This is a genomic window from Novosphingobium kalidii (genome assembly GCF_040534015.1).
GTDB lineage: Bacteria > Pseudomonadota > Alphaproteobacteria > Sphingomonadales > Sphingomonadaceae > Novosphingobium > Novosphingobium kalidii.
In genome coordinates this window covers 433,015-445,046 of the sequence record NZ_JBEWLY010000013.1, presented here as the reverse complement: position 1 = coordinate 445,046, position 12,032 = coordinate 433,015, and the positions used below count along the sequence as shown (strand labels likewise).

Genomic DNA, 12,032 nt, shown 5'->3' with positions numbered 1-12,032 from the left:
CATGCTGCGGATCATAGCCAAGATCGTCTTCTGGTTTCTTGCGATCAGCCTTGGGCTGACGCTGCTTTTCCGCTTCGTGCCGCCGCCGGTGACCGTGACGATGCTGGTCGACGCCAATGGCATCACCAAGGACTGGACACCCCTGAGCAGGATAGACCGTGACATGGTTGCCGCCGTCATCGCAGGGGAAGACGGGAAGTTCTGCAGCCACAACGGCTTCGACACAGAAGCGATCGAGCAAGCAATGGAGCGCAACGCGAGCGGCGGAGGTCTGCGGGGTGGCTCCACGATCAGTCAGCAGACCGCCAAGAACGTGTTCCTTTGGCAGGGTGAAGGCTGGACCCGCTATTTGCGTAAGGGGCTGGAAGTCTGGTTCACGTTCCTGATCGAAACCTTGTGGGACAAGCGACGGATCATGGAAGTCTACCTCAACGTCGCCGAGACCGGCATTGGAACCTACGGTGTAGAGGCAGGTGCACAGCGTTATTACGGCAAGTCCGCCGCCAGGCTCTCCCCAACCGAAGCTGCCCGCATGGCCGCTGCCCTGCCCAGCCCCAAGAAGCGCAGTGTAAAAAACCCAAAGGGTTTCACCCGCCGCCACGGCAACACCATCGCCGCACGCCTGGGCGTGGTGAAGCGCGGTGGCTACGACGCCTGCATCTACGAGTGACGCTTGGGCGCCGTTCGGCGCCAGAGTGAGAGGACCTGACCCACCCCGCTCCTAAGTCCGGGGCAGGCTCCTCTCAGCGCTTTCACACTGATGGGAGCAGGCACGAAAAAGGGAGAGGCTTTCACCCCTCCCCTTCCCGTTTTCACACAACAGCTCTGAGATCAGAAGCCCATCACGAAAGTGCCGCTGACTGCGCGCGGCGCACCAAAGTTCACGAAAGCCGAGCTCGCGGCCGTGGCAAGCGCGCCGCTGAATGAGCCGACGTAGAACTTGTCGAAGAGGTTCGTGACGTTGAGCTGCAATTCGCTCTTGTTGAGGCCAAGGCTCTCAAGCTTGTAGCTCAGGTTCAGGTCGACGACGGTGTAGCCCTTGAACCGCACCGAGTTGATGTCGTTCAGGTAACGATCGCCGGTGTACTTCGCCTGAGTACCTGCCGAGAAATCGCCCAGGTTCAGCTCGGCACGACCTCCGACCAGCCACTGGGGAGCCTCACGCTCACGATTGCCGCTGGTCCGCAAGAATGCATCGCCGTTAGCATCTACGTAGCAGTAGCTGCCCAAGTTGGACGCACAGCTGCTGCCGTTGAAGACATCGTTCTGGATTTCGCCCTCGATGTATGAGGCGAATGCGTAAAGCGACAGCTCACGGATTGGCCGCATCGCTACGCTGGCATCGATACCGTACTTCTTAACCGGCCCCAGGTTGGTGTCGGTAGAGTTACCGTCGATGTCGACTGCAGTTACAATGCGGTTCTTGTACTTCGAGTACCATCCGGTCACCACCGCCTGGATCATCGGCGTGGTGTAACGCAAGCTGAGATCGAAGCTGTCTGAAGTCTCCGCGACGCGGCGGCCCAGCGGATCGTTCTCGGCGTAGTAGAAGGTGCCATAGAGCGCGTCGGTGCTCGGCGCCGAGATGTTCTTGGCGTAGCTGCCTGCCAAGCTCAGCTGCGGCGTAAGCTTGAAAACGGCTCCGACGTTCGGGAGCACCTTGTCATACTTCGCAGTGCGCGAGCCCGGACCACCGAAGCGGGGATTTGCATCCAGGTAGTCGCCGACCAGGGTGGCAGACGGGCACGAGACGTTACCGCTCGCCGAAGTGGTGACGCAGTACTGGTTCAGCTCGCGCTTGAAGAATGGTGCGCGAACGCCAAGCAGAACCGTGAGTTGTTCGTTCAGGAACTGCCCGCGATACTCGCCCGAAATCTGGTGCAGCGTGGCGTAGGACAGACGATCGCGCTTATCGAGGCGATCGCCGTTCTCGTCAAAAATCGGATCGTTGATCGGGAAGACATCGACAGGCTCGCCGTTGCGCTGCAAAAATCCGGCGGATCCCGTCTGGCGGTGACGCGCGCGATCGAAGCTGTACGAAAGGCGAACGCTGTGGTTGTCGTCAATTTCGTAGGCCAGATTGGTGATCGCGATCCAGCGATTGGTGATGGTCTGGCTGGGGGTGAGAACGCGCACGGCATCGCCCGATCCGGTCACACCGTCACCGTTGAGGTCGACGTCACCAAAGAAGTAGTAAGAGGCTGCGCGGCTGCTCACGGGAGCTAATGTTTCAAAGAAGACGCCGGTCAGGCCGTCGTCGCTGAGCCCTTCAACACCGATGGAGGTACCGCCACCGTTCGCCTTGACGTACTGATAGGCTCCGTCGACTGAAAGCGTGAGCTTGTCCGTAAGATAGAACAGTGAGTTCAGACGCACGTTGCCGGTGTTCGAGGGATTATAGCGACGCTCGAACTGCGAACCACAGCTGTTGGGGATGCTGCCCGTGCTAGTGGTGCAGGGGATGCCGTCCGATACCTCGTAGAAACGCTCGTCCTTGTCGAGGGTGATCGCCTGCGCGCTTAGCGGCGAGCCGCCGAAGTTGTTGCGGTTCTCGTTGTAGTGCCCGGCCAGCGAGATGAAGTTCCCGTCCTCACCGATCGGCTGGTAGACTTTACCGTTGAACTGCTTCTTCTCGACTTTTCCGTAGTTCGCGAAAGTAGCACCGTTGTGCGCATAGGAGCCCGAGAACCAGGCGCGCGTGCCGATCGCGTTGAGATTGCCGGTCTCGACCTTTGCGAAGAACCGCTTGAACGAGCGGTCCTCACCACCAGAGCCTTCCGCGACGATGTCACCATAGGTCAGGCTGGTGATCAGACCGAAGTTCTCATCCGGAATAATCGTGTTGATGTTTACGGTGCCGCCGACTGCGGCAGGGGTCGGGCTGTCCACATCGGTCGACCCAAGGTTGACGTTGACGCTCTCGATCAACTCAGCATCGACCTGCTGGTTGGTATAAATCGCGTAGTTGCCCGAGTCGTTCAGCGGGATACCGTCGAAGGTCTGCGAAATACGATCGGAGTTGAAGCCGCGGATAGTGAACGAACCGCCGCTCGAACCCCAAGGATCGTTATTGGTGAAGCTGACGCCCGGAACAAGATTGATGATCTCATTAACGGACTGACCTGCGCGCTGCGCGCTGATGATCTCCTGACCGATCTGGACCTTGGCCTTCGGCGAGTCCGGAATCCGAATGCCGGCAACCTCGCCAGTGCGGTTGCCCGTCACGATGATCGTGTTCTCGAAATCAGCCGAACCGGTCGACTGCGCGCAGGCCGGCGCAGCAACAAAGCCGATCCCTATGGCCAGCGTGCTCGTCGCGTTCGCGAGCAGAACTCTAAGATGCATAATCACACGTCCCCTGTGATGCCCCCGATCCCTTGGTGGGCATATAGTCTTACGAACTGCCATCAGCCCGACGCACGGCTGGGCGCTTAAACACCCGGCCAAACTGCCGGCGATTTCGCGGGCGCATTAATCACTCTTTTGTGACCTTACTGTTACAGCCCTAAAGATGCGCCCGTGTGCGGCCGGTGAGGCAATCTGAGGCTGCCCTAGCCGGTAACCAATTGGTTCCTCGCCAATGCGCGCCTTTAATCGAGCAAATGTGACAAAGCACCGGGGGAGTGTTCTTTTTTGCTGCAGTGCGGCAAAAATATCACGACACCTTCGTCCGTCGCATGGCATATTCGCAGGTGCACAACGACGTGAAGGCGAAGTGCTTGAATTCTGCGCGAGGCCTGCGACAGATCACCCATGAGCTCTGGCCACGACCACCACCATCACCACGCGCCGCCACCCAAAGGCGGCGGCAACATGGCGTTCGGCATCGCCGTAGGTCTCAACCTCGCATTCGTTGTGGCAGAGACGGTAGCCGGGCTACTCAGTGGTTCGATCGCGCTGATTGCCGATGCTGGACACAATCTCTCGGACGTCCTCGCGCTATTGCTCGCGTGGGGCGCGAGCGCGCTGGCTGTGCGACCACCGTCCGAACGCTTCACGTATGGACTCAAGAGTTCGTCGATCCTGGCCGCTATCGCCAACGCAGCGCTGCTGTGGGTGGCGATCGGCGTGATCGCGGTGGAAACGATACGTCGTCTGGCAGAGCCTGCGCCCGTCGCCAGCACAGCAATGATAGCGGTCGCCGCAATGGGAATCGTCGTGAATGCGGCTTCCGCTCTCCTCTTCGCACGCGGCCGGAAGTCCGATCTGAACGTTCGCGCCGCCTTCGTTCATCTCATGGCAGACGCGGCGGTCTCAGCCGCCGTTGTGCTCGCGGGCATCTTCATTGCCTTGACCGGGCACGCCTGGATCGATCCGGTTACCTCGCTGATCGTCACTGCGGTGATCGCCTGGTCCGGCTGGGGCTTGATGCGCGATTCATTGCGCATGGGCATGTTGGGCGTGCCCGATGACATCGACTTACGTGAGGTGCGCCACTTCCTTGAGGGATTGCCGGGCGTGCGTCACGTCCATGATCTGCACGTCTGGCCCATGAGCACGACGGAAACCGCCCTCACCGCGCATCTCATCATTCCCGAGCCGCGGGTCGGCGACGCCTTCCTGCATCACGTGGCGCATGAACTGGAGCACCGGTTCGGGATCGGTCATCCCACTCTGCAGATCGAAATGGGCGACAGCGCTTGCGCGCTGCAACAGAGCGAGGCGCTCTAAGCCAGGAACTCGTGGCGCGCGCCCAGGAAATCCTCCGGTCCAATCGCGAATCCATGCGCAATGCAGCCGGCCTGCGTGAGCCGAAGACCGAGCTTGTCTTCGAAATGCGCGCGCGCTGCAGGCTCGTCCTCGATCGCCCAGACCAGCGCATAGATCCCGTTCTGCTCGCGCGCGAGAAAGGCGCCGAGCGGGCCATCAGAGATGTCGTCAGGTTGGATGAACGCTACCCGAGTATCTCCGACGCGTAGCATGACGCGACGTCCCGGTTGAGGAAGCGAGGTGCGGCCATCTTCCAGCACTTCTCCGTCGATGATCTCAGTGAAGAAGCGCAGCACAGCTGCCATGTCGCGTGTGACGCAGGCGATGTGATCTAGCCCGCGTACTGAGCATGCGTGTCCTGCGCCGACGGCCGGGTTCCAGTTTCCACGCTCGTACGGATCGTTCGGCATGGGCAGCTCGCATACTTCGAGCAGCACGCCGCCCGTCGATTCGGGCTTTACGAAGAAGAAGACGCCGTAGTCGCCAGCTACGGTGCAGCCAGCTTCTCGGAACGCAGCACTCGCCGCCTTGCCACTAGCCACCTTGATCTCAAAAGAGTGGAAGGCCTGCCCGATCTTCGCGGTCATTCTGGCGAACGGCTTGGACAGATCGTCTGGATGGCGAGGAGCCATCGGCTCCATCATGTGATCGGTGACATAGAGCAGCGCGGCGTCACGATCTTCCGCCGGAAAATAGTTCTCCGCGAACACCAGACCGCCAAGTGCATCCAGATAGAGCTGGCGACACTTGGTGATGTCAGTCGTGGCGTGGATCGTATGAATGATACGCGAGACATGGACGCGGTTGGACATTTGCTCTCCCCTGTTTTGCAACAGGGTGGCGAAACGGCATCCTGCTGGCAAGCAGGTGCCGGTGACTTAAACTTGTATCGTGGAAGCGTTGCTAGCCCGTCTTCGTGCGCAGTGCCGAAGACGGGCCAAGCAATCTCGGCGTCAGGCGGCGGCTTCCGCCTTGTCGCCCTTGTGGACGCGGACAGGTTCCTTGCGGCCTTCCACGACGTCCTTGTCGATCACGACTTCGGCGATGTTCGTCTCGGTCGGCAGATCGAACATTGTGTCCAGCAGCATGCCTTCCACGATCGAGCGCAGCCCGCGCGCACCTGTCTTCCGCTCGATCGCCTTCTGAGCGATCGCTTCAAGTGCGTCGTCAGTGAAGGTCAGCTCGACATCTTCGAGATCGAACAGCTTGGCGTACTGCTTGATCAAAGCGTTCTTCGGCTCACGCAGGATCTTCACCAGCGCGACGACATCGAGATCCTCAAGCGTCGCGATCACCGGAAGACGACCGACGAACTCAGGGATCAGGCCGAACTTCAGCAGATCCTCAGGCTCAGCCTTCTGGAGCAGCTCGCCAACCCGGCGCTTGTCGGGATCGGCGACGTGCGCGCCGAAGCCGATCGAGCGCTTCTGCAGGCGATCGGCGATAATCTTTTCCAAGCCGGCGAAGGCACCGCCACAGATGAACAGGATGTTCGTTGTGTCCACTTGCAGGAACTCCTGCTGCGGATGCTTGCGGCCGCCTTGCGGAGGCACGGAAGCGGTGGTGCCTTCCATGAGCTTGAGCAAGGCCTGCTGCACGCCCTCGCCCGAGACGTCGCGCGTGATCGACGGGTTCTCTGCCTTGCGGCTGATCTTGTCGATTTCGTCGATGTAGACGATGCCGTGCTGCGCCTTCTCGACGTTGTAGTCCGACGCCTGGAGCAGCTTGAGGATGATGTTCTCGACGTCCTCGCCGACGTAGCCCGCTTCGGTGAGGGTCGTCGCATCAGCCATCGTGAACGGCACGTCGAAGGTCTTGGCTAGCGTCTGCGCGAGCAGCGTCTTGCCGCAACCGGTCGGTCCGACGAGCAGGATGTTCGACTTCGACAGCTCGACGTCGCCCGACTTGCCGGAGTGCTTCAGCCGCTTATAGTGGTTGTGCACCGCTACCGAGAGCACGCGCTTGGCGCGGCTCTGGCCGATCACGTAGTCGTTGAGGGTTTCGCAGATCTCGCGCGGAGACGGCACGCCGCCATCCTTCTTGCCCGCGATCCCAGCCTTGGTCTCCTCGCGAATGATGTCGTTGCAAAGCTCAACACATTCGTCACAGATGAAGACCGTCGGCCCGGCGATCAGCTTGCGCACTTCGTGCTGCGATTTGCCGCAGAAGCTGCAGTAAAGGGTGCTCTTGGCGTCAGATCCGCTCAATTTCGTCATTCTCGTTCTTGCTGCCCCGGCCCGGGGCGACTCGCCGACTCTACTCTGCAGTCGACCTGTTGATCAATCCTACCCCGACAACCTTGCGACGAGATGAAGGGTGACCTTGCGATCAACCCTTTGTCTCATCAGCAGATTTCTCCGCATCGGGGCGGCTCTCGAAGACCTTGTCCACGAGACCGAATGCCAGCGCCTCCTCCGCTTCCAGGAAGGTATCGCGATCCATGGCCTTTTCGATCTCATCCAGCGATTTGCCGGTATACTTGACGTAAAGATCGTTCAGACGACGGCGCATCCGCAGTATCTCACGCGCCTGGATCTCGATGTCCGACGCCATGCCCTGTGCTCCGCCGGAAGGCTGGTGCACCATGATGCGCGCGTTCGGCAGAGCGATACGCATCCCTGGCTCACCCGCTGCAAGCAGGAAGCTGCCCATCGAGGCGGCCTGGCCGACGCAAACGGTCGAAACGCGAGGACGGATGTACTGCATGGTATCATGGATCGCCATGCCCGCCGTGACCACACCACCCGGAGAGTTGATGTACATCGAGATATCCTTGGAAGGATTCTCGCTCTCCAGGAACAACAGCTGCGCCACGATCAGCGACGCCATATGATCCTCGACCGCGCCGGTGATGAACACGATGCGCTCGCGTAGGAGTCGCGAGTAAATGTCGAAACTACGTTCGCCGCGGCTGGTCTGCTCGACCACCATCGGCACCAGCGCGCCGGTAACGGGATCGGTGGTGAACTTTCCTTGGGCGCCCGCAGCGCCGAACAGGTCGATCATGGAGGTCCTCTTCAATCTGGCACGCCTATGTCGCGTGCCACCCGCCGATGTTCAAGGGCGTTAACGCAGTATCGGCAGGGCGGCTGCAACGCGGCTGGGGATAGCGGCAGTCCGACAGCCCGTCCCCGGCGCAAACGAAAGGGGCGCACCGGCCTTCCCGGCGCGCCCCTCTGCGTCACATGCAACTCGCGATAGCCCGCAAGTGGAGCTTACTCAGCGTCTTTCGCAGCCTTCTTTGCCGCAGGTTTCTTGGCGGGCTTGGCCTCGCCTTCTTCCTGCTCATCGGCAGCATCAGTCTTCTTCTTGGCCGGAGCCTTCTTTGCCGGCTTAGCCTCGCCTTCATCGGCCTCTGGCTCAGCGGCTTTTGCCTTCTTCGCAGGAGCTTTCTTTGCTTCCGAGTCGGTTGCAGGAGCATCCTCAGCCGATTCGTCGCTCTTCTTCGCCGTCTTCTTTACCGAAGCCTTCTTGGGCTTGTCCTCGGAATGGGCGCCATTGCCGTCGGCATCGGCCTCGATCGCGGCCTGGAGCTCCTCGCGCGTCACTTCGCGCTCGGTGACTTCAGCCTTCTCGATCAGGAAATCGACGACCTTGTCCTCATAGAGCGGCGCACGCAGCTGGGCAGCGGCCATCGGGTCGTTGCGCACGTATTCGACGAAGCGCTGACGATCCTCGGGACGGTACTGCTGTGCCGCCTGCTGGAGGAGCATCTGCATTTCCTGGCCGGATACTTCGACGGAATTCGCCTGTCCGATTTCCGAGAGCAGCAGACCCAGGCGCACGCGACGCTCGGCGATGCTGCGATAGTCATCCTTCTCGGCTTCGATTTCAGCACGGGCGGCCTCGGGGTCTTCCTCGTGGCTCGCTTCGTGCTGGAGCTGCTGCCAGATCTGCTCGAACTCGGCTTCCACCATCGTGGGCGGGACATCGAAGTCGTGGCCGGCAGCGAGCTGGTCGAGAAGCTGGCGCTTCATCTGGGTGCGCGTGAGACCGGCGGTTTCCTGCTCGAGCTGCCCCTTCATGAGGTTGCGCAGCTGCTCCAGGCTCTCAAGGCCGAGCTGCTTGGCGAACTCGTCGTCCACCTTGGTCTCACCGGGCACCTTCACTTCGTGCACGGTGATGTCGAAGGTTGCTTCCTTGCCCTTCAGGTTCTCGGCCGGATAGTCCTCCGGGAACGTCACGGTGATGGTGCGCTCCTCGCCAGCCTTCGCGCCGACGAGCTGCTCCTCGAAGCCGGGGATCAGACGGCCAGAGCCGATCACGATCGCCTGCTGCTCGGCCTTGCCGCCTTCGAACTCGACGCCGTCGAGCTTGCCAACGAAGTCGCAGATCACCTGATCGCCATCTTCGGCGGCGCGGCCTTCGGCGGCTTCGTAGTTCTTCTGCTGGCTGGCGATGCGATCCACCGCCTCATCCACCGCGTCTTCGCTGACAGGCACGGTCAGCTTCTCAAGCTTGAGGCCATCGAGCGAAGGCGCCTCGATCTTGGGAAGCACTTCCAGGCTCACTGAGAGCTCGGCGTCCTTGCCCTCTTCATAGCCCTCGCCCAGCGAGACATCGGGCTGCATCGCGGGACGCAGCGCGTTGTCGGCGACAAGCTTGTCCATCGCGTCGCGAATCGAGTTCTGCAACGCATCCTGGTGGAGCGCCGGACCGTGCATCTTCTTGATGAGGTTGGCAGGCACCTTGCCAGGACGGAAGCCGGGCATGCGCACCTGCGGCGCCATACGCTGGACTTCGCCCTCAATACGGGCGCTGATGTCCTTTGCGGGGATGGTCACCGTGTAGGCGCGCTTCAGCCCCTCGTTGGTGGTTTCGACGATCTGCATGTCCTTGACGCCTTCCTGTGCGATACTCGTCGTCCGGCTTCCCCCTCCGACGGCGGAAACTGGTGCGGGCGAAGGGACTCGAACCCCCACATCTTGCGATACTGGTACCTAAAACCAGCGCGTCTACCAATTCCGCCACGCCCGCGAATGAAGCCTGGACGCGGCCTGATGGCCGTGACCTGAAACTCAAGGGACGTGCCCTTATAATCCCGACGCGAAAAGGGCAAGCGTCGCGGCGCTCGGCAACCCGAAGGACCACCCGACGTTTCATCTAAACGCCCCCCTCATGCGAAAGGATTGCACGATGGCCACCCAGCCCGGTGCACCGACACCCGACATCGACCAGCCGATCAGCCCTGCAGAAATGCCTGCCACGCCGAACGAGCCCAGCCAGCCCGGCGCGCCGCAGGCGCCAGACGAATTGCCGGCCGACACGCCTGACTACGACGCACCCGATACAGGCCCCGTCGAGGCGCCGACTCCGCTCTGAGTGGCTTAACCCCCGAGCAGCGCCCGCGCCCGTAGCAGCAAGCCTGACATCAGCGTCTCCTGCGATGGGCGCAGGGCCAGAGCGGACGGCCCGGCCGGGCATTCCAGGCACATCGCCTGCATGCCGGGTCCAGCCAGAAGCCATTCAGCCCGCGCGAGCAAGCCTGTGACTTGCTCCCGCTGACGCCGCGCGGCAAGGGAGGCGATGTCACCGCCGGTATCGCTACGCTGGCGCATCTGGACGAGAAGAGCGCTCAGTGGATCGTCAGTTTGGCCGATATCCCTCGCGTGCCACTCGCCGTTTCCGAGCTTGGCCTGGCGCGCCGCGTAAGCCAGCGCGGCATCAAGATCGCCGAATCCGTCGACAAGTCCGAGTTCGCGCGCACGCGCGCCAGTCCACACGCGCCCCTGGGCGACGGCGTCCACCTGCTCTGGGGTCATGTTCCTTGCCTGGCTTACGAGAGCCAGGAACTTGGCGTAGGCATTCTCCACTCCAAGCTGCACGATCTGCTCAACCTCCGGCGTAAGCCCCCCCAAGAGGTCCGGCTGCCCGGATAGCGGCGTCGTTCGCACGCCTGCGGAGTTGACGCCGATTTCCGAAAGCGCACGTTCGAAAGTGGGCAGGATGCCGAAAACCCCGATGGAACCGGTGATGGTGGCGGGATCAGCGAAGACGTACTGCGCCGGGGTGGACACCCAGTATCCCCCACTTGCGGCGAGATTGCCCATCGAGGCGACCACCGGAATGCCCTTCTGGCGATAGCGTTCGATCGAGCGACGGATGCGCTCCGACGCCAGCACAGAGCCGCCCGGCGAATCGATCCGAACAACCAAGGCTTTCAACCCGCTATCAAGCGCATCGTCGAGCGCCTTCGCGATGCGATCGCCACCGGCAGTGCCCGGCCCTGCCTCGCCATCGACGATATCCCCGGCAATGGTAACGACGCCGATCGCCGCGCCGGCTTTCCGCTGGGGATTCGCAGCGAGGTACGTGGCAAATTGCGTACCGACGAGCTCGCCGGAAGACGCGCCGGAAGTATCGGTGCCGGAAAGTTCTGCGACTCGCACGGCGAAATCCGTGGGCGTGCCGATTCGGTCGACAAGTCCGGCGCTGCGGGAGGCTTGTGCCAGATCTCCGCCAGCGCTGCGCACCCAGCCGACCGGGTTCGTGGCGACAAGCGCAATGTTCGCCCTGGGCCGGGCCTTGTTCACGTCAGCCTGCCAAGACTGCCACAAGCCCTTGTAGAGTTCAGTGGAAGCTTCGATCGCCTCTGGCGAAGGGCCGGTGCGGGTAAAGGGCTCCACGAACGTCTTGTAGGTGCCCACCCGGAAGATGTGCGCGGTGACCTTCAGCTTATCGAGCAGCGTGGCGAAGTAGAGGGTCTGCCCGCCGGGGCCACTCACCAAAGCGCCGCCCATCGGGTTGACCCAGGCTTCGCTCGCATGGGCGGCAAGTTGGGTGCCATCGTCGGTATAGGCGTCCGCATATGTGAGCAGCGGCTTACCGGCCGCGCGCACCGTGTCCATCGCAGCGCCGACGTTGCGCAAGTGGACGAAACCCGCACCAGTGAATCGCGATAGATCCATCGCCACCAGCTTGATCTTGTCGTCCCGCGCGGCGAGGCGAAGTGCCCTCTCCACGTCGCGCGCGCGCACCTCTTGGGGAAGAACAGACGCACTCGTCTGGGCCAGCAGCAGGTCGAAGGTATCGACTTGCGCCGTTTCCTCGACGATCGCGCCGTCTAGCTGCAGCACCAGCGCACCTTCCGTGACAATGCCGGGCGACGGGCGCATCGACAGCACGGCATAGAGCAGGCTGAAGAACAAAAGCAGGAACAGGAGCACCAACGCATCCTTGATTCCGACGAGCAACTTCCAGACCTTGCGGGCGAATATCATTCAAACCTGCCTTTCCAGCGTCCTTTAGCCGGTGGCGCCCTGGCATGAAAGTCATGGCCGGACCGTTCTCGTGCCGAGTTCGGGGATTGCAGCAAGGTGAAG

At 61.7% G+C, this 12,032-nt stretch carries 9 protein-coding genes and 1 tRNA gene; 3 read left to right on the top strand and 7 right to left on the bottom strand.

What is annotated here, in order from left to right; translation table 11 throughout:
• Position 1: 1 nt before the first annotated feature.
• Positions 2 to 670: a monofunctional biosynthetic peptidoglycan transglycosylase gene (mtgA, locus tag ABVV53_RS08885; protein ID WP_353984018.1), complete on the top strand. Its 669-nt coding sequence runs from the start codon at positions 2 to 4 to the stop codon at positions 668 to 670.
• A gap of 161 nt (positions 671 to 831) precedes the next feature.
• Here the strand turns inward: mtgA and ABVV53_RS08880 are convergent, their stop codons facing one another.
• On the bottom strand, positions 832 to 3,345 hold the full coding sequence (locus tag ABVV53_RS08880; protein ID WP_353984017.1) for a TonB-dependent receptor: 2,514 nt from the start codon (positions 3,343 to 3,345) through the stop codon (positions 832 to 834).
• Positions 3,346 to 3,753: 408 nt separating this feature from the next.
• Here ABVV53_RS08880 and ABVV53_RS08875 point away from each other — a divergent pair, with 408 nt between their 5' ends.
• Complete coding sequence (locus ABVV53_RS08875; protein ID WP_419956764.1) at positions 3,754 to 4,671, top strand: cation diffusion facilitator family transporter; 918 nt, start codon at positions 3,754 to 3,756, stop codon at positions 4,669 to 4,671.
• Here ABVV53_RS08875 and ABVV53_RS08870 read toward each other — a convergent pair.
• From ABVV53_RS08870 to ABVV53_RS08850, 5 genes are all read right to left on the bottom strand, one after another.
• Entirely contained in the window at positions 4,668 to 5,522 is an 855-nt protein-coding gene (locus tag ABVV53_RS08870) for a VOC family protein (RefSeq protein WP_353984016.1), read from the bottom strand. The genes ABVV53_RS08875 and ABVV53_RS08870 overlap by 4 nt on opposite strands.
• Positions 5,523 to 5,663: 141 nt before the next feature.
• On the bottom strand, positions 5,664 to 6,926 hold the full coding sequence (gene clpX / locus ABVV53_RS08865) for an ATP-dependent Clp protease ATP-binding subunit ClpX (protein WP_353984015.1): 1,263 nt from the start codon (positions 6,924 to 6,926) through the stop codon (positions 5,664 to 5,666).
• 112 nt (positions 6,927 to 7,038) lie between these two features.
• Entirely contained in the window at positions 7,039 to 7,716 is a 678-nt protein-coding gene (gene clpP, locus ABVV53_RS08860) for an ATP-dependent Clp endopeptidase proteolytic subunit ClpP (protein ID WP_353984014.1), read from the bottom strand.
• A 209-nt stretch (positions 7,717 to 7,925) separates the two neighbouring features.
• Positions 7,926 to 9,542, bottom strand: coding sequence for a trigger factor (gene tig, locus ABVV53_RS08855; protein ID WP_353984013.1), 1,617 nt, complete (start codon positions 9,540 to 9,542; stop codon positions 7,926 to 7,928).
• Between the two features lie 60 nt (positions 9,543 to 9,602).
• A tRNA-Leu gene (locus ABVV53_RS08850) sits at positions 9,603 to 9,687 on the bottom strand.
• Positions 9,688 to 9,846: 159 nt separating this feature from the next.
• Here ABVV53_RS08850 and ABVV53_RS08845 point away from each other — a divergent pair.
• On the top strand, positions 9,847 to 10,032 hold the full coding sequence (locus ABVV53_RS08845; RefSeq protein WP_353984012.1) for a hypothetical protein: 186 nt from the start codon (positions 9,847 to 9,849) through the stop codon (positions 10,030 to 10,032).
• 5 nt (positions 10,033 to 10,037) lie between these two features.
• Here the strand turns inward: ABVV53_RS08845 and sppA are convergent, their stop codons facing one another.
• Positions 10,038 to 11,930 carry a signal peptide peptidase SppA gene (gene sppA / locus ABVV53_RS08840; protein ID WP_353984011.1) on the bottom strand — a complete coding sequence of 631 codons (1,893 nt, stop codon included), beginning with the start codon at positions 11,928 to 11,930 and terminating at the stop codon, positions 10,038 to 10,040.
• Positions 11,931 to 12,032: the final 102 nt, after the last annotated feature.